The sequence below is a fragment of the Leeia aquatica genome (assembly GCF_012641365.1).
Lineage (GTDB): Bacteria > Pseudomonadota > Gammaproteobacteria > Burkholderiales > Leeiaceae > Leeia > Leeia aquatica.
Genome location: NZ_JABAIM010000003.1, coordinates 367,235 through 384,277, shown reverse-complemented (window position 1 = coordinate 384,277; position 17,043 = coordinate 367,235). Strand labels below are relative to the sequence as shown.

The 17,043-nt window shown below is 60.7% G+C and carries 16 protein-coding genes; 12 read left to right on the top strand and 4 right to left on the bottom strand.

Annotation, left to right across the window (positions count from 1 at the left end):
- Nucleotides 1-239: 239 nt before the first annotated feature.
- From HF682_RS17980 to HF682_RS14455, 10 genes are all read left to right on the top strand, one after another.
- A complete protein-coding gene (locus HF682_RS17980) occupies nt 240-1,376 on the top strand; it encodes a methyl-accepting chemotaxis protein (protein ID WP_168878099.1) in 1,137 nt (378 codons plus the stop codon).
- A 34-nt stretch (nt 1,377-1,410) separates the two neighbouring features.
- The gene (locus HF682_RS14495) at nt 1,411-1,776 is read left to right on the top strand and encodes a response regulator (RefSeq protein ID WP_168878028.1); all 366 of its coding nucleotides are present in this window, start codon (nt 1,411-1,413) and stop codon (nt 1,774-1,776) included.
- A gap of 49 nt (nt 1,777-1,825) precedes the next feature.
- On the top strand, nt 1,826-3,973 hold the full coding sequence (locus tag HF682_RS14490; protein ID WP_240947282.1) for a chemotaxis protein CheW: 2,148 nt from the start codon (nt 1,826-1,828) through the stop codon (nt 3,971-3,973).
- A 17-nt stretch (nt 3,974-3,990) separates the two neighbouring features.
- Nucleotides 3,991-4,476, top strand: coding sequence for a chemotaxis protein CheW (locus HF682_RS14485; RefSeq protein ID WP_205882092.1), 486 nt, complete (start codon nt 3,991-3,993; stop codon nt 4,474-4,476).
- 21 nt (nt 4,477-4,497) lie between these two features.
- Nucleotides 4,498-7,236: a methyl-accepting chemotaxis protein gene (locus HF682_RS18110; protein ID WP_168878025.1), complete on the top strand. Its 2,739-nt coding sequence runs from the start codon at nt 4,498-4,500 to the stop codon at nt 7,234-7,236.
- A 74-nt stretch (nt 7,237-7,310) separates the two neighbouring features.
- Nucleotides 7,311-8,153, top strand: a complete 843-nt coding sequence (locus HF682_RS14475; RefSeq protein ID WP_168878024.1) for a CheR family methyltransferase — start codon at nt 7,311-7,313, stop codon at nt 8,151-8,153.
- A complete protein-coding gene (cheD, locus tag HF682_RS14470) occupies nt 8,150-8,761 on the top strand; it encodes a chemoreceptor glutamine deamidase CheD (protein ID WP_168878023.1) in 612 nt (203 codons plus the stop codon). The genes HF682_RS14475 and cheD overlap by 4 nt, the downstream gene beginning before the upstream one ends.
- A gap of 19 nt (nt 8,762-8,780) precedes the next feature.
- Nucleotides 8,781-9,860, top strand: coding sequence for a protein-glutamate methylesterase/protein-glutamine glutaminase (locus tag HF682_RS14465; protein WP_168878022.1), 1,080 nt, complete (start codon nt 8,781-8,783; stop codon nt 9,858-9,860).
- A gap of 78 nt (nt 9,861-9,938) precedes the next feature.
- A complete protein-coding gene (locus HF682_RS14460) occupies nt 9,939-10,247 on the top strand; it encodes an STAS domain-containing protein (RefSeq protein WP_240947281.1) in 309 nt (102 codons plus the stop codon).
- A gap of 13 nt (nt 10,248-10,260) precedes the next feature.
- Nucleotides 10,261-11,991 (top strand): ATP-binding SpoIIE family protein phosphatase, encoded by a 1,731-nt coding sequence (locus HF682_RS14455; RefSeq protein ID WP_168878021.1) that lies wholly within the window; start codon nt 10,261-10,263, stop codon nt 11,989-11,991.
- A 41-nt stretch (nt 11,992-12,032) separates the two neighbouring features.
- On the opposite strand, the gene HF682_RS14450 is transcribed toward HF682_RS14455, so the two are convergent.
- The 4 genes from HF682_RS14450 to HF682_RS14435 are packed head-to-tail and all read right to left on the bottom strand — an operon-like array spanning nt 12,033 to nt 14,687.
- Nucleotides 12,033-12,623 carry a BON domain-containing protein gene (locus HF682_RS14450; protein WP_168878020.1) on the bottom strand — a complete coding sequence of 197 codons (591 nt, stop codon included), beginning with the start codon at nt 12,621-12,623 and terminating at the stop codon, nt 12,033-12,035.
- Nucleotides 12,620-13,213 (bottom strand): SIS domain-containing protein, encoded by a 594-nt coding sequence (locus tag HF682_RS14445; RefSeq protein ID WP_168878019.1) that lies wholly within the window; start codon nt 13,211-13,213, stop codon nt 12,620-12,622. Before HF682_RS14445 ends, HF682_RS14450 begins: the two co-directional genes overlap by 4 nt.
- A 59-nt stretch (nt 13,214-13,272) precedes the next feature.
- Entirely contained in the window at nt 13,273-13,608 is a 336-nt protein-coding gene (locus tag HF682_RS14440; RefSeq protein ID WP_308418744.1) for a YraN family protein, read from the bottom strand.
- A complete protein-coding gene (locus HF682_RS14435) occupies nt 13,605-14,687 on the bottom strand; it encodes a penicillin-binding protein activator (RefSeq protein ID WP_168878018.1) in 1,083 nt (360 codons plus the stop codon). The genes HF682_RS14440 and HF682_RS14435 overlap by 4 nt, the downstream gene beginning before the upstream one ends.
- On the opposite strand from HF682_RS14435, the gene rsmI reads away from it, so the two are divergent.
- Entirely contained in the window at nt 14,686-15,552 is an 867-nt protein-coding gene (gene rsmI, locus HF682_RS14430) for a 16S rRNA (cytidine(1402)-2'-O)-methyltransferase (RefSeq protein ID WP_168878017.1), read from the top strand. The two genes, HF682_RS14435 and rsmI, sit on opposite strands and share 2 nt — an antisense overlap.
- Complete coding sequence (locus HF682_RS14425) at nt 15,552-17,042, top strand: YifB family Mg chelatase-like AAA ATPase (RefSeq protein WP_168878016.1); 1,491 nt, start codon at nt 15,552-15,554, stop codon at nt 17,040-17,042. The genes rsmI and HF682_RS14425 overlap by 1 nt, the downstream gene beginning before the upstream one ends.
- Nucleotide 17,043 lies beyond the last annotated feature (1 nt).

The window sequence follows — 17,043 nt, the reverse complement described above, 5'->3', positions numbered from 1 at the left end:
GGCCGAGTATAGCAAGAATGGGGCATGCCTGTCCGAGTTGCGCCTTGACGAAGCGAGAGACGTCAACTATCACCAAACATAAGTGCTGCCGCAGCGGCACAGATCAAGCATGGCCCGCATGGCATATGCCATGACCGAATAATCATGCCTCGAGGTGCAAGGTGGGAGTGCTACAGAAACTGAACAATCGCTGGATACAGGGCAGCCTGCTGGTGCTGCTGCAGGCCGTGTTGTGGCAGATGGGCTGGCTGGACTGGCGTATCGCCCTGCTGCAGTTGCTGATGTGGGTGGGTTTGCTGTGCGTACGGCGCGAAGGTGGTGTGCAGGCTCCGCCACGTGAGCGTCACAGTGGCCACACCACAGTGGCCGAGCAGCAAGTGTTTGAAACCCTGTGCGCCGCGGATAACGAGTTCCTGCATCAGTTTGCCATTTCCGAGTCCGAGATGGTGCGGGTGCGCACCATCCTGGGTGATGCCATCGACACCCTGATCAACAGCTTTACCAGCATTACCCGGCAAGCCGCGTCGCAGCAGCAGATTGCCCAGGCGCTGACCCGGGGTGAAGTGGAAACCGAGCAAGGTCAGTCCATCACCTTTGAGGACTTTGCCAACGATACTTCGCGCACCCTGTCGCTGTTTGTGGACAGCACGGTGCGCAACAGCACCATCGGCATGGCGCTGGTAGAAAAAATGGATGACATCGCCAAGCAGGTCAAGCTGGTACTTGGCTTTGTGGGCGACATTGAAGCCATTGCCAAGCAGACCAACCTGCTGGCGCTGAACGCGGCCATTGAAGCCGCACGGGCCGGGGAGGCCGGGCGTGGCTTTGCCGTGGTGGCCGACGAAGTGCGCAACCTTTCCTTGCGCACCAACCAGTTCAGCCAGCAGATTCGCGACAATATTGGCCTGGTCCACTCCTCGGTGACAGATGCCGAAGGCCGTATTGCCGAGCTGGCCGCCCAGGACATGAACTTTGCCTTGCAGTCCAAGATGCGGGTGGAGCGCACCATGTCCGCCATTCGTGCGCTCAATGTCAGCATGGGTGAGGCGGTGGATCAACTCTCCGACATTGCCGGCGTGGTCGAGCAGGATACCAACCAGGCCATTCGCTCTCTGCAGTTCCAGGATCTGGTCAACCAGCTGGTGACGCATACCTCACGACGCATGGAAAACATGGCGCGCCTCTGCGAGCAATTGACCAGCATGCAGCAGGAGCTGGCTGCGCAGCCCCAGTTATTGAAACAAGCCGCCTTCCTGCAACGCATTCCGGATATCGCAGAAGAGGTTCGCCAGCAGATTGCGGCATTGCATGCAGATGTGGAATTCAACCCGGTTAGCCAGAATACCATGGACACCGGCGATATAGAGCTGTTCTGACCCCAGCCGACAACACTCAACACCTGGAGCACATATGGCCAAGAACATACTCACCGTGGATGACTCGGCGTCCATCCGGCAGATGGTGGTATACACCCTGAAAACAGCGGGTTATCAGGTACAGGAAGCGGTGGATGGCAATGCCGGGCTGGCGGCAGCCCGCGGCACACCGTTTGACCTGATCCTGACCGATCAGAACATGCCGGGCATGGATGGCCTTACCCTGATCAAGTCTTTGCGTGCGCTGCCGACCTATCGCACCACGCCGATCCTGATGCTGACCACCGAAGCAGGCGACGCCATGAAGCAGCAAGGCCGTGCTGCCGGCGCGACGGGCTGGCTGGTCAAGCCTTTCGATCCGCAAAAGCTGCTCGATGTCGTGAAAAAGGTCATCGGCTAACCTCGGCCCACCGGGTCATCGGCAGACGGAGCGGGTGATGAGCATAGACATGTCGCAGTTTCACCAGGTCTTCTTCGAGGAGGCGGCGGAACACCTGGGAGAGATGGAGTCCTTGCTACTGGCGCTGGATATTCAGCAGCCGGACGATGAGGCTTTGAATGCCATCTTTCGGGCCGCGCACTCGATCAAGGGTGGCGCCGGTACGTTTGGCTTCAATGACCTGACTGAAGTCACCCATATTCTGGAAAACCTGCTCGATCGTATTCGCAAGCATGAGCTCAAGCTAAGCAGTGAAATGGTGGATGTGTTTCTGCAAGCGGGCGATGTGCTGAAGAACTTGCTGGCGGCTCACCAAGGTCAGGGAGAGGCGGATGATGCGGCCAGCCAGCTGATCTGTGACCGACTGACGGCATTGAGCGGGGGGGCAGATGAAGCACAAGAAACCGCAGGCGGCGGGCTACCGGAAGGCGAGCAACGGCTGCGGCTCACGCTGAAGCTGGATGCTGTGCTGGCGGCCGGGCTGGATCTGGACTCATTGCAGGAGCGGCTTGCGGGCTTTGGCAAACTGGGCAGCATGAGTGAGCAAGATGAGGGCGACGGTGGCAAAACGCGCGAATGGGTGTTTACCACCGCTGCGTCCTGCCAGGACCTCTCCGAGATGCTGGGCTTTCTGCTGCCTGAGTTTGCGTTTACGGTAGCAGACTTCAACGCCGGACTGCAGGACGATGCTGATGGCGGGTTTGGTTTCTTCCCCCCCTTGGAGGGGACCGCTGTCAGCAGTAGCGATGTGCTGGAAGAAGATGAAGGCTTTGGCTTGTTTGCGCCACTTCCCTCCGCGCCGGCCCAGGCCTTGGTGCAGGAAGAGAGTGACGGTTTTGGCCTGTTCACGCCGCTGAGTGAGGCCGAGCAGCAGGCGGATGCGAGTATTGTGCCCGTGGCCGCTGTCGCTGCGCCCGCCAAGGTGCCTGCCGAGAAACCGGCTGCTGCCAAGGCCGCGGCCGCAGGCGCGGCGGCACAGGAAAGCACCTCGATCCGGGTCGGGGTGGAAAAGGTGGACCAGATCATCAATCTGGTCGGTGAGCTGGTGATTACCCAGGCCATGCTGGCGCAGATCGCCGGTCAGTTTGATCCGGTGCTGCATGAACGCCTGTACAACGGTGTAGCCCTGCTCGAGCGCAATACCCGTGAGCTGCAGGAAGCAGCGATGTCGATCCGCATGATGCCGATCTCCTTTGTCTTCAGCCGCTTCCCGCGCGTGGTGCGCGACGTCGCGGCCAAACTGGGCAAGAAGGTGGATCTGGTGACCATCGGCGAAAACACCGAGATGGACAAGGGCCTGATCGAAAAGCTGGCCGACCCGCTCACGCACCTGGTGCGTAATAGCCTGGATCATGGCATTGAGACCAGTGAAGCCCGGCTGGCCAAAGGCAAGCCGGAGCGCGGTACGCTGACGCTGAAGGCCTTCCATCAGGGCGGCAACATCATGATTCAGGTGTCGGACGATGGCGGCGGGCTCAGCCGGGAGCGCATTCTGGCCAAGGCGCGCAGCAATGGCATGACGGTGAGCGACAGCATGACCGATCAGGAAGTGTGGAGCCTGATCTTTGAGGCAGGTTTTTCCACGGCCGAAGTGGTGACCGATGTCTCCGGGCGGGGGGTCGGCATGGATGTGGTTCGCCGCAATATCCAGGGCATGGGCGGCCGTATCGACATTGAGTCGGCGCGAGATCAGGGCACCACCATGTCCATCCGGCTGCCGCTGACGCTGGCGATTCTGGATGGCATGTCGGTTTCGGTCGGGCCGGAGGTATTTGTGATTCCGCTCACCTTCATCGTGGAATCCTTGCAGCCCAGGATGGAAGACATCAACACCGTGGCCGGGCGCGGGGAGCTGATCCATGTGCGCGGTGAATACCTGCCGCTGGTGTGCCTGCACCGGGTGTTCAACATTGAAGACCATGTGGCGAGCTATGACCGCGGGCTGGTGATCATCCTTGAGGCCGATGGCGGCAAGCTGGCGCTGTTTGTGGATGACCTGCTGGGCCAGCAGCAGGTGGTGATCAAGAGTCTGGAAAGCAATTACCGCAAGGTGGCCGGTATTTCCGGGGCCACCATCATGGGCGATGGGCGGGTGGCGCTGATCATCGACGTGGAAGCCCTGTTCAAACTGAGCCAGCAGCAGCCTGCTGCAGCCTGATGCAAGGAATGGTCCGTATGGAAACAGTCAATCAGCACAATGCGGCCAGTGGTGAATACCTGGTCTTTACCCTCGGGCAGGAGGAGTACGGCATCGACATCCTCAAAGTGCAGGAAATCCGGGGCTACGACACGGTGACGACCATTGCCAACTCCCCGGCCTTCATCAAAGGGGTGATCAACCTGCGCGGCACCATCGTGCCGGTGGTGGATTTGCGCATCAAATTTCAGGTGGGCACCGCCACCTACAATCAGTTCACGGTGGTGATCATCCTCAATGTGGCACGCAGGGTGGTTGGCATTGTGGTGGACGGGGTGTCCGACGTGATCACCCTCGGTAATGAGCAGATCCGTCCCGCCCCGGAATTCGGGGCTACGTTGAAGACGGACTATATCCAGGGATTGGGGACGGTGGATGAGCGCATGATCATCCTCGCCGATATCGAAAAACTGATGACCAGCAGCGAAATGGAGTTGATGGACCACTCCATGCAGCCCGCCTGAACTTCCGCAGGGAGATACCAAGTGAACCTGAATGCACTGTCTGTACGTAACAAACTGCTCGGCGGCTTCGGCATCCTGTTGCTGCTTCTGGTGCTGTCCGCACTGCTGACCCGAAACCAGGTCATCAGCATGCAGGGCAACATGGCGGAAATGAGCCGCAGGCATTTCCCCCGCTCGGTACTGGCCAATGATGTCATTGATGCCGTCAACGGCATTGCCCGATCCATCCGCACCACGCAGCTGGCGGATGACAAGGCCCTGGTGGATGAGCAGCGCAAGAAGATCAACGACGCCCGCAGTATCATTGCAGACCGGCTCAAGCAGCTGGAGTCTGCAGAGATGGAGCCGGAAGAGCGTGCCCTGCTTGACAAGGTGAAGTCCACTCGAGACGGATTTGTAGCGGATACCAACGAGTTCCTGCGCCTGTTTGACAGTGGCGACCATGTGGCCTCCAAGACCTACCTGCTGACCAAAACCCGTGAGTCGCAGACTGCCTACCTCGAGGCCATCACGGCTTTGATCGACTTTGAAACCAGTCAGGTCAAAGAGCATGCCACGATGCTCGAGGCCGATGGCAATGCCACCATCAAGATGGTTTTGCTGATCGGGGTGGCGGCGGTGGTCATCGGCGTGCTGCTGGCATTCTGGATTACCCGCAGCATTCTCGGCAGCCTGGGCGGGGAGCTGAGCGTGGCGCTGGCTGCGGTCAAGCGTACGGCGGCGGGCGATTTGCAGACTGCGATTCCGGTGAAGTCGGGTGACAGCAGCAGCCTGCTGGCCAGCATGCAGCAAATGCAGCAGACCCTTCGCACGGCAGCTGAAGCTGCGGTGGCCAATGCCCGCATCAAGAGCGCTCTGGATGGGGTATCCGGCAACGTGATGATTGCGGACAACGACCGCAAGATCATCTACATGAACCGCGCGGTGCTGGACATGCTGCGTGCGGCTGAAGCCGATATCCGCAAGGACCTGCCACAATTCAGCACTGCCAATCTGCAAGGCGCGCTGATCGACACCTTCCACAAGAACCCGGCCCACCAGATGAGCCTGCTGGCCAACCTGACTTCTACCTACAAGTCACGCATCAAGGTGGGGGGACGTACCTTTGACCTGATTGCCAACCCGGTGAAAGATGAACAAGGCAGCCGTCTGGGCAGTGTGGTGGAGTGGGCGGATGTGACCGAGCAGCTGGCTGCCCGTGAGCGTGAATTGCAGGTGGCCGGTGAGAATGCCCGCATCAAGAGTGCGCTGGATGGGGTGTCCAGCAATGTGATGATTGCGGACAACGACCGCAAGATCATCTACATGAACCGCGCGGTACAGGACATGCTGCGTACGGCAGAATCCGATATCCGCAAGGACTTGCCACAATTCAGCACCGCCAACTTGCAAGGCGCGCTGATCGACACCTTCCACAAGAACCCGGCGCACCAGATGAATATGCTGGCCAACCTGAAAGCCACTTACCGTACCAAGATCCAGGTAGGGGGCCGCCACTTCGCCTTGATTGCCAACCCGGTGTTTGGCGAAGCCGGCGAGCGGCTGGGCAGTGTGGTGGAGTGGAGTGACATCACGCAGGAAGTGGCGGTGGAGCAGGAAGTGGACAGCATCATCCAGGCGGCTGGCCGGGGTGACTTCAGCCAGCGTATCGAGATGCAAGGCAAGGCAGGGTTCTTCAAGACCCTGGGCGACGGCGTCAACCGGCTGATGGAAACCAGCGAGCGTGGCCTGAATGATATTGGGCAGGTGTTCAGTGCGCTGGCGCAAGGGGATCTGACCGTCAAGGTGGTGAATGACTACGAAGGGGCTTTCGGTCAGCTGAAGGAAGACAGCACCACCACCATCGACCGCCTGACCGAGATTGTGCTGCAGATCAAGGAGGCCACCGATACCATCAACACGGCATCGCGGGAAATTGCTTCCGGCAACCAGAACCTCAGCCAGCGTACCGAAGAGCAAGCGGCCAGCCTGGAAGAAACTGCGTCCAGCATGGAAGAGCTGACCAGTACGGTGAAGCAGAATGCCGAAAATGCACGTCAGGCCAATCAGCTGGCGCGTGGGGCATCCGATATCGCGGTGAAGGGTGGAGAAGTGGTCAGCGAAGTGGTGACCACCATGCAGGCGATCAGTGGCTCGGCCCGCAAGATCGAAGACATCATCAGCGTGATCGACGGCATTGCCTTCCAGACCAATATCCTGGCCCTGAATGCTGCGGTGGAAGCGGCGCGTGCCGGTGAGCAAGGTCGGGGCTTTGCGGTGGTGGCCAGCGAGGTGCGCAACCTGGCACAACGCTCTGCCGGTGCCGCCAAGGAAATCAAAGCCTTGATCAATGACTCGGTGGAGAAAGTGGACAGTGGCTCCAAGCTGGTGGATGAAGCGGGGCACACCATGGAAGAGATCGTCACCGCTGTGAAGCGGGTCACCGATATCATGAGTGAGATCTCTGCTGCCAGCACTGAGCAAAGCGCGGGCATCGAGCAGGTCAATACCACCATCACCCAGATGGATGACATGACGCAGCAGAATGCGGCACTGGTTGAGCAAGCGGCGGCGGCAGCAGAGAGCTTGCAGGAGCAGGCGCAAGGCTTGACCATCTCGGTCTCGGTGTTCAAGCTGGGTGGCAGCAGCTCGCGAGCACTGGCCGCGCCGGCACCTACGGCGATGGCGACAGCGCGCGCTGCCAGCCCGGCGCGAGGGGGCAGCAGGCCAGCGTCCCTGCCCAAGCCTGTTTCGGATGATGGGGACTGGGAGGAGTTCTGAGCGGCCTCAATGAGCGTCTCCCGGTGTAAGGGCAGACTTGGGCCGGGAGCCCTCCCTACTATCTGGATGAGATCATGTTGAGCGAAGACAAAAGCCGGGAGTTCCACTTCACCGACCAGGATTTTGAGCTGGTGCGTCAGGTGATTTACAAGAAGGCAGGCATCTCGCTGGCAGACAGCAAGAAGCAAATGGTGTACAGCCGGCTGGCCCGTCGGCTGCGGGCACAGGGTTTGACCAGCTTTCAGGCCTATCTCGAGCAGTTGCAACGTAACCCGAACTCGCCGGAATGGGAGGAGTTCACCAATGCGCTGACCACCAATCTGACCTCGTTCTTTCGTGAGGCTCATCACTTTGATCTGCTGAAGGAGCAGCTGAGCAAGACCGCCAAAGATGGGCATCAGGTCAACATCTGGTGTAACGCCGCCAGTACCGGCGAGGAGCCCTATACGCTGGCGATGACCCTGATGGAACATTTTCAGAGTCTGACCCCGAATGCCCGTATTCTGGCCAGTGATCTGGATACCCAGGTGCTGAACAAGGGGCGGACGGGCGTCTATGCGCTGGAGAAACTGGAGAAACTGTCTGCAGACCGGATGCGCCGGTTTTTTCTCCGGGGCAGCGGTGCACATGCCGGTGAAGCACGGGTACGGCAGGAATTGCAGGCGCTGATCACGTTCCGCCAGCTCAATTTGCTGGACGCCAGCTGGCCGATTCGCGGACCATTTGACGCCATTTTTTGCCGCAATGTCATGATCTACTTTGACAAGCCGACCCAGCGGCGCATTCTGGAGAAGTTTGTGCCATTGCTGCGCAAGGATGGGCTGCTGTACGTTGGCCATTCCGAGCATCTGGGGCATGTGTCCGATCTGTTTGTGCCATGTGGCAAGACGGTGTATGGCCTGAAGGGTGTGGTATGAGTGCACGCCTGGAAGAGGAGGTGATTGCCCCCACTTTGTACTTCGACAAGCATTTTGACATCGAAGCCGCCAAGATCCTTCCGGGCGAATACTATGTAACCACGCGTGACATGATGATTGTGACCGTGCTGGGCTCCTGTGTGTCTGCCTGCATCCGTGACCGGGTGTCCGGCATTGGCGGCATGAACCATTTCATGCTGCCCGACGGGCAGGGGGACGGCGACTCTCCGCTGTCGCAATCGGCGCGCTACGGGGCTTATGCCATGGAGGTGCTGATCAATCAGCTGTTGAAGAATGGCGCACGACGCCAGAATCTGGAAGCCAAGGTGTTTGGCGGCGGCAATGTGCTGCGTGGCTTTACCGTGGCAAATGTGGGACAGCGTAATGCCAGTTTCGTGCGGCGCTTCCTGTCCATCGAGAATATCCCCATCTTGTGCGAAGACCTGCTGGACATTTATCCGCGCAAGGTATACTTCTTTGCCCGTACCGGTCGGGTGTTGGTCAAGAAACTGAAGACAGTACACAACAATACCATTGTCCAGCGCGAACGCGATTACAGCACGCGCATCAATTACGGCAGTGCCGAAGGTCAGGTCGAGCTGTTCTGACACAGAAGGGGCGGGGTGCATGGCAAACCCGATCAAGGTGGTGGTGGTGGATGATTCGGCGCTGATCCGCAATCTGCTCAGCGAGATCATCAACCGCAATCGTGACATGCAGGTGGTGGGCGTGGCACAAGACCCGATCGTGGCGCGGGAGGTGATCCGCAATACCAATCCGGATGTGATTACGCTGGATATCGAAATGCCACGCATGGACGGACTCGACTTCCTGGAGAAGCTGATGCGGCTGCGGCCCACACCGGTGCTGATGATTTCGACGCTGACCGAGCGCAGCTCGGAGGCTGCCATGCGCGCGATGGAGCTAGGCGCGGTGGACTACATTGCCAAGCCCAAGTTGGATATTGAGCGCGGTATTCAGGGCTACGCCGATGAGATCAGCGACAAGATTCGGGCGGCAGCTGGTGCGCGGGTGCATGCCCGCAAGCAGGAGATCGCGCCGCGCTTGACGGCGGACAGCATTTTGCCCAGTACACGGCCCAAGATTTTGTCGACTGAAAAGCTGATCATCGTGGGGGCGTCCACCGGTGGCACGGAGGCACTGCGGGACTTTCTGATGCCCTTTCCGCCTGACAGTCCGGCCATCCTGATCACGCAGCATATGCCGGAAATGTTTACCAAGTCGTTTGCCAACCGGCTGGACGGCTTGTGCAAGATCAAGGTCACCGAGGCGGTTCACGGCGAGCGGGTGATGCCGGGACATGCCTATATTGCACCGGGGCATTCGCACATGCTGCTGGCCCGCAGTGGGGCCAATTATGTGATCGAGTTGAATCAGGGTCCGCCGGTCAACCGCCATCGCCCCAGCGTGGATGTGTTGTTCCGTTCAGCGGCCAATGTGGCAGGCGCCAATGCGGTGGGGGTGATCCTCACCGGCATGGGCAAGGACGGTGCATTGGGCATGCTGGAGATGAAGCAGGGCGGGGCGTACAACTTTGCGCAGGATGAAGCGAGCTGTGTGGTATTCGGCATGCCCAAGGAAGCCATCGCGCAAGGCGGGGTGGACGAGATCGTGCCGCTCAACAAGATGGCAGAACGCGTGATGGCGTGGCTGGCGCGATTTGGTCGGCAAACCAACCGGGTGTAGACCATAATGTAATCAGGGCAGATGCACGGGCGGGTTACCGGCAGGTAACCTGAAGCGACAGGTTGATAGCAGGAGAGCATGATGCAGGCAAGTTATACCGTAAATGGGGCCGTGGCGACGGTGACGCTGGCTGGGCGGTTTGATTTCAATGCCCACCGTGAGTTTCGTGATGCCATCGACCGGGCGTTGGCAGAGTCTGCGGTGCGACAACTGGTTCTGGATTTTCGTGCGGTGGATTACATCGACAGCTCGGCACTCGGCATGCTGATGCTGTTGAAGGAAAAAGCCGACAACAACCACAAGCAGGTGACGCTTAGCCATTGCACCGGCTCTGCCAGGCAGGTACTGGAAATTGCCAATTTCAGCAAACTGTTTGTCATGGACTGAGGGCTGACTGCCGGTGGATACCCCGCAAACGCAAGGCATGATCCTGATGGTCGTCGACGACGACCGCATGATTCGCATGTTGTTGAGACGTTTTGCAGAGTCGCTGGGGCACCAGGTGCTGGAGGCGGGGAGTGGCGATGAGGCGCTGCAGATCGCCGAGCAGCAGACACCGGATATTGTCTTGATGGACATGGTGATGCCTGGCATGGATGGCATCACGACAGCTCGTGAGCTGAAAACCCGTGTGGGCGAACGCTGGGTTCCCGTAATTTTCCTGACGGCACTGGATAACGACGCCGACCTGGTGGCCGCCTTGTCCCAGGGGGGTGATGATTACCTGACCAAGCCGGTCAATTTTCCTATCCTGCGTGCCAAGATCAGCGCCTTTGAACGCAGTGTCATGCTGTACAAGCGGGTTCGGGAGCAGGCCATCGAGCTTAGCCGCTACCAGGATCGCGTGATCGAAGAGCAGCGGGTGGCGCAGCACTTGATGGAGCGTATCGTCAACAGCGCCAAGCTGGATGATCCGATGCTGGATTCCTGGATTTCTCCTGCCGAGTTTCTCTCAGGTGACTTGCTCGCAGCCGCACGCACACCGGGTGACGTGCTGTATGTGATGCTGGCCGACGGGGTAGGGCATGGTTTGACGGCCGCGCTCAATGTGCTGCCGGTGACGCAGCCTTTCTACACCATGACCGAGAAGGGCTTCTCCATTGCCGAGATTGCTCGCGAGATCAACAGCAAGGTCAGGCAGATTCTGCCGCGCGACCGCTTCATCTCGGCGGCGCTGGTGTCCGTGGACATGCTGACCAACCGGCTGGAAGTCTGGAATGGAGGCATTCCCAAGCTGCACCTGCTCAATGCACAAGGCGAGGTGGTGTTGCTGTTTCCGTCGCGGCATCTGCCCCTCGGCATCCTGCCGGAAATGCAGTTTGACTCCAAGACGGAATCCTTTGCGCTACAAGAGCCGCTACGGCTGGTGATGTGCTCGGATGGCCTGGTTGAGGCGGAGGACCACGACAGGGCCCCCTTTGGCTATCCACGGCTGCTGCAAGCCGTGCAGCAGGCCCCGCAAGGGGGTGAGGTCGAGCAGGTGCGCCAGTCCGTGGTCGACCATCTGGCCGGCGAGCCGCACCATGATGATATTTCCCTGGTCATTGTCCGCTGTGATCAGGAGCTGGCCGACCGCATCAGCGCGGATCAGCGCGAGCATGATGATGTGTCCGGCAGTGTGCAAAGCGGCTGGAGAATGGCGCTGACGCTGGGGCCGGAAGAACTGAAGTATGTGAATACGGTGCCGCTGTTGATCCATGTGCTGGATCAGGTACGCATTACGCGGCGGCAGCGTTCCGAAGTGTTCCTGATCCTGACAGAATTGTTCGCCAATGCGCTGGACCATGGCATCCTGCTGCTGGAATCCTCTCTTAAGGAGTCGCCGGATGGCATGGACGAGTACTTCATGCTACGCAGCGAACGGCTCACGGCCCTGACCCAGGGCGAAATCACCATTGAGCTGGCCATCTTGCAGGATGAGGCGGAGCCTGTCTTGCAGATCATGGTGACGGACAGCGGGCAGGGCTTTGATCACCAGGGCAAGCTGCAGCAGACCAATGCCCTGCAGGCACTGCGCCCCTCCGGCAAAGGCATTGCGCTGGTGCGCAATCTTTGCCGGGATCTGAACTACAATGCGGCCGGTAACGCCGTTACCGTGTCGTATCCGCTCAAGCATCGCCCGAGGTTGTAGCGGTCATCTGGAGGGGCACCTCCCGGGTGCCCTGGTCACACTCAATCCATATGTTCAAAAATAGTCACCACGCGTTTCACGCCGGAGGTGGTGCGTGCCACTTCCACGGAGTCCGCCTCTTCCTGTCGCTTGACCAGTCCCATCAGGAACACAACGCCATCTTCGGTAAACACTTTGACGTGATTGCTGTTGACCTTGCCGGAGTCCAGCAGACGCGCTTTCACCTTGGAGGTGATGAAACCATCATTGCTGCGGCTGCCCAGGCTGCTGGTCGGGCCCACCACCATCTCATTGAATACGGTCCGCACATTCGGCACCGTTTTGACAATGCGTTCGATGTCCTGCTTGGTCTTGGCATCCGGCACTTCGCCGGTCACCAGCGCTTGCCGGTTGAAGCTGACCACGTTGATATGCACATTGCTGCCACTGAACTTCTCGCCGATCCGGTTTTCGGCCTTCAATTCGATGCCCTGATCTTCCAGCTGGGTGGCCGTGGTGCGGCGATCATCCGCAGACGATGCCCCCAATACCACGCCAGCGCCTACCACCACCGGGCAGCCGCTCAACATCGGCACCAATGCCGTGACCAGCAGCAGGCTGGCCAAGGTACGACGGGAAAACGTATGTTTCATGCTTCCACTCCTAGCAGCAGACAATCCAGTGCGTCGCATAGGCAATGCAACGCCAGTAAATACAGTTCATGCACCCGGGCCGGGTCGGCACAGTGCACCTCCAGCAAAACATCCTGTTCCTGCAGTTGTGCGGCCAGCGCAGCACCCTCCGGGCCGACCAGTGCAATCACCATCAGCCCGCGCTCATGTGCTGCGGCAATGGCCTGCAGCAAAGCGGGGCTGGGCTGATCGCTGCACAGCAACAGCAGGGCGTCCTGTTGGTGGCCCAGTACTTCAATCTGCCGGGCAAAAGCCGTGTCCAGGCTGTCGGTCGCTTGCAGGGCGGCCAGCAAGCCGGCATCCCCAGACAGGTGCAGGGCAGCCAGACCCGGGCGCGCCTGCTGCAGGCGTGTCAGCAGGCGGCTGGCGGCATAGCTGGCCAAGGCCTGGCCATGCGCATCGGCACACAGCAGGATCTTGCCATCCTGCAATAGGCTCTCCACCAGTTTTTCTGCCGCCAGCGCCAGCGGTGTCGCCAGCTCTTCGCCATGCTGCAGGATCTGCGTGGCGCTGTCGGCGCAGTGTTGGTTGATACGGGCAATCAGATCCATGACATCCGCAATAGGGGTAAGGGTTGGTCTGGCATAAAAAGTTCCGGCGGGCCGGTGTGTCACTGGCCGTGGATGGCATCCTTCACCCAGTGCCAGTGCGTGCCCTCCAGTGCCAGTACATCAAAGCGGCATGCCGGCGTCTGAGGCTGGCTGGCCAGATAGTGCTGGGCGGTCAACCATAATTTCTGCTGCTTGCGAGGGCCCACACTGGCGGCAGCACCTCCAAACCGGCTGCTGCTGCGGGCGCGTACTTCAACAAACACCAGCGTATGGCCATCGCGCATGATCAGGTCAATCTCGCCATAGCGGCAACGGTAATTGCGTGCCAGCAGCTGCAAGCCTTGTTTCTGCAGCCAGTTTGCAGCCTCTGCTTCGGCCTTGGCGCCGTCGATCACGGCAGCAGCCGCACTTCATCATTCTGTATTTCGGCGCCGGTCAGCTCGCGCTGGAACTGGCCGTCCGGCAGCAATACCAGACGCCCGCTCACGCCGTCCAGCTCCAATGGCTGTTGGCTTTGGTGGGTCAGCATCTTTTCGGCCAGCCTCCAGGCATCAATGCCCAGCGCATACAGGCGTTCGTTGCTCAGTGACAACGGTACCGGACTGCGGCTGTAGATCATCACCGCCGGATGATCCAGCTGCAACAGCCACGGCATATCGTAGAAACGCAGGTTACGCAGGTCAAAGTTGGCGGGCGACTTGATCTGGCCGGTATAGGCTTGCGAAGTGGCGTACACGGCCACATCCGGTGGCAGATAGGGGCGAATGGTACGGGCGCGGGTGGCGTCGGTCGCCAGGAAAAACACATCGCACTGGCACTGGGCCAGCATCGGTTTGAGCGACGGGTAGTTGGGCTTGACCGTGGGGACATTGACCTGACTCACCATCGTGCCACCCAGCTTCTCCCATTCCGCCACAAACGCCTGTTGCATGCGCTGGTCTACGGCCGAATCCAGGGCCAGCGTGGTGGCGCGCTTCAGGCCAGCCTGCCAGGCTTTGCGTGCGACCAGACGGGCTTCAGCGGCCCCAGACAGGTTGAGCAGATACAGTTTTTCCGGAGCGGGCTGCTCGCTGCTCAGGGTGTTCAAGCCCAAGGTCGGGACGCTGATGGCCTGACGATCCACCAGTGTTTTCAAGGCAGGGATGGTCAAGGGGCCTACCACCACGCGGGCGCCACTACGTACGGCGAGCTGGTAGGTATCCACCACCTCGGCACCTTCGTCCGCCATCGGGTACACCACATACGGCAGCGCGTTGCTGCTGGCGCGCTCGAAGCCTGCCATGAAGCCGGATTTGATGGCGTCGGCTGACGGCCCCAGCGCCTTGGACTGCAAGGGCAGCAGCAAGGCGATGTGTGGCGTCTGCGGGGTGGCCGCTGGCGCACTGGCCGGATTCTCCTCGGCCTGACTGGCGAGGGACAGGCCGAGGCCGTATAGTAAGGCGACAGCAACACGAAACAAGGCAGAAAGGCGCATGGCGCAACCTGATAACAGAACAGTCGGCACATTATATGTGGTCGCTACCCCGATTGGAAATTTGCAAGACCTGACCGTTCGCGCGCGTGATGTGCTGAGCCGGGTGACCTTGCTGGCCGCCGAGGATACCCGGGTGAGCAGCGGTTTGATGCGCCATATCGGTGCCCAGCCCCGTATGCTGGCGGTGCATGAGCACAACGAGCGTGCGGCAGCGGAAAAGCTGTTGCAGCATCTGCAAGCCGGTGAAGATGTGGCGCTGGTATCGGATGCCGGCACGCCGGGTATTTCCGACCCCGGCGCGCGGGTGGTGGCTGCCATGCATCAGGCCGGGGTTCGGGTTGAACCCCTGCCGGGACCCTCCGCCGTCGTGACCGCCCTCTCGGCCAGCGGCTTTGAGCGTACCGCCTTCCGCTTTATCGGCTTTCTGCCGCCCAAACACAACGCCCGGCTGGAAGCGATCCGGGCGCTCAGCGATGCCACCGAGCTACTGGTGCTGTACGAGGCACCACACCGTATCCTGGATTGCATGCAGGACCTGCTGACCGGGCTGGGTGCGGCGCGGGAAGTGGTGGTGTGCCGCGAATTGACCAAGACGTTTGAAACCATCCGCCGTGGCACGCTCGGCGAGCTGCTGCCCTGGATGCAGGCGGACCCCAACCAGCAGCGCGGCGAGTTTGTCATCGTGCTGGATGGTGCGCCGGAGCGGGTCAGTGAGGGGCTGGAAGAGGAGCAGGAGCGGGTGTTACAGATTCTGCTGGCCGAGCTGCCGGTCAAGCAGGCAGTGGCACTGGCCACCCGCATTAGCGGTGCGCCGCGTAACCTGCTGTACAGCCGCGCGCTGGAACTCAAGGCACAGGAGGACTAATGGCGCTGGCGGTGCTGTACAGCCGGGCGCTGGCGGGCTTGCACGCCCCGCTGGTGACGGTGGAAGTGCATCTGGCCAATGGCTTGCCCTCATTTACCCTGGTGGGTTTGCCGGAAGCCGAGGTCAAGGAAAGCCGCGACCGGGTGCGGGCTGCGCTGCAGACTGCTGGCTTTGAACTGCCAGCGCGTCGCATTACCGTTAATCTGGCGCCGGCAGACTTGCCCAAAGAATCGGGCCGTTTCGACCTGCCGATTGCGCTCGGCATCCTGCTGGCCAGTGGCCAGCTGCAGGCCGATGGGGTGGAGCACTACGAGTTTGCCGGTGAGCTGGCCCTGACCGGTCAGCTCCGCCCGATTCGAGGCGCGCTGGCCATGGCACTGGCCACCCAGACGGCCGGACGGCAATTCATCCTGCCGCGCGACAACGCCGATGAGGCCGCGCTGGTACGCGAAGCACAGATTCTGCCCGCCGACACGCTGCTGGCAGTGTGCGCGCACCTGAATGGCCGTGAGCGGTTGCCGGGCTGGCAGGGGCAAGCGCAAGGTGTCGCGCGACACTATCCGGACCTGCGCGACATCAAAGGCCAGGCCCAGGCCAAGCGGGCGCTGGAAGTGGCGGCGGCAGGACAGCACTCCTTGCTGCTGTTTGGTCCGCCGGGAACCGGGAAGTCCATGTTGGCACAACGGCTGCCCGGCCTGTTGCCACCGATGAGCGAGCAGGAAGCGCTGGAAGCCGCCATGGTGCAGTCGCTGGGCTCCGGCGGCTGGCAAGCCCGGCACTGGGGGCAGCGGCCCTACCGCGACCCGCATCACAGTGCCAGTAGTGTGGCGCTGGTGGGTGGTGGCAGTTCACCGCGCCCCGGTGAGGTCAGCCTGGCCCATCACGGCATCCTGTTTCTGGACGAGTTGCCCGAGTTTGACCGCAAGGTACTGGAGGTCTTGCGCGAGCCGCTGGAGGCCGGGCGCATCACCATTTCACGTGCGGCGCAGCAAGCCGATTTCCCGGCGCGTTTTCAGCTGGTGGCCGCCATGAACCCTTGCCCCTGTGGTTACCATGGTCATCCGTCTGGGCGCTGCCGCTGCACGCCGGATCAGGTGCAACGCTATCGCGGGCGCTTGTCCGGCCCGCTGCTTGACCGCATTGACCTGACGCTGGAAGTGCCCAGTGTGCCGCCAGAGCAACTGGCAGCCATGCCGGATGGCGAATCCAGCGAGGCGGTGCAGCAGCGGGTGGCGCAGGCGCATGCTCGGCAGCAGCAACGACAAGGCATGCCCAACGCCCGCCTCGGTAGCCGTGAGCTGGAACAGTTCTGCGTACTGGACCCGACTGCACAGAACATGCTGACCCAGGCCAGCCAGCGACTGAACCTGTCGGCCCGTGCCTACCATCGCATTCTGCGGGTAGCCCGCACCGTGGCCGACCTGGCCGGGCGGGATGCTTTGCAGGTCACCGATGTGGCGGAAGCCATCCAGTACCGGCGAGGTTTGTAAC

Coding starts and splice junctions, on each gene's coding strand:
- HF682_RS17980 (WP_168878099.1), top strand. CDS start 240: ATGGGCTGGCTGGACTGGCGTATCGCCCTGCTGCAGTTGCTGATGTGG.
- HF682_RS14495 (WP_168878028.1), top strand. CDS start 1,411: ATGGCCAAGAACATACTCACCGTGGATGACTCGGCGTCCATCCGGCAG.
- HF682_RS14490 (WP_240947282.1), top strand. CDS start 1,826: ATGTCGCAGTTTCACCAGGTCTTCTTCGAGGAGGCGGCGGAACACCTG.
- HF682_RS14485 (WP_205882092.1), top strand. CDS start 3,991: ATGGAAACAGTCAATCAGCACAATGCGGCCAGTGGTGAATACCTGGTC.
- HF682_RS14475 (WP_168878024.1), top strand. CDS start 7,311: ATGTTGAGCGAAGACAAAAGCCGGGAGTTCCACTTCACCGACCAGGAT.
- cheD (WP_168878023.1), top strand. CDS start 8,150: ATGAGTGCACGCCTGGAAGAGGAGGTGATTGCCCCCACTTTGTACTTC.
- HF682_RS14465 (WP_168878022.1), top strand. CDS start 8,781: ATGGCAAACCCGATCAAGGTGGTGGTGGTGGATGATTCGGCGCTGATC.
- HF682_RS14460 (WP_240947281.1), top strand. CDS start 9,939: ATGATGCAGGCAAGTTATACCGTAAATGGGGCCGTGGCGACGGTGACG.
- HF682_RS14450 (WP_168878020.1), bottom strand. CDS start 12,623: ATGAAACATACGTTTTCCCGTCGTACCTTGGCCAGCCTGCTGCTGGTC.
- HF682_RS14445 (WP_168878019.1), bottom strand. CDS start 13,213: ATGGATCTGATTGCCCGTATCAACCAACACTGCGCCGACAGCGCCACG.
- rsmI (WP_168878017.1), top strand. CDS start 14,686: ATGGCGCAACCTGATAACAGAACAGTCGGCACATTATATGTGGTCGCT.
- HF682_RS14435 (WP_168878018.1), bottom strand. CDS start 14,687: ATGCGCCTTTCTGCCTTGTTTCGTGTTGCTGTCGCCTTACTATACGGC.
- HF682_RS14425 (WP_168878016.1), top strand. CDS start 15,552: ATGGCGCTGGCGGTGCTGTACAGCCGGGCGCTGGCGGGCTTGCACGCC.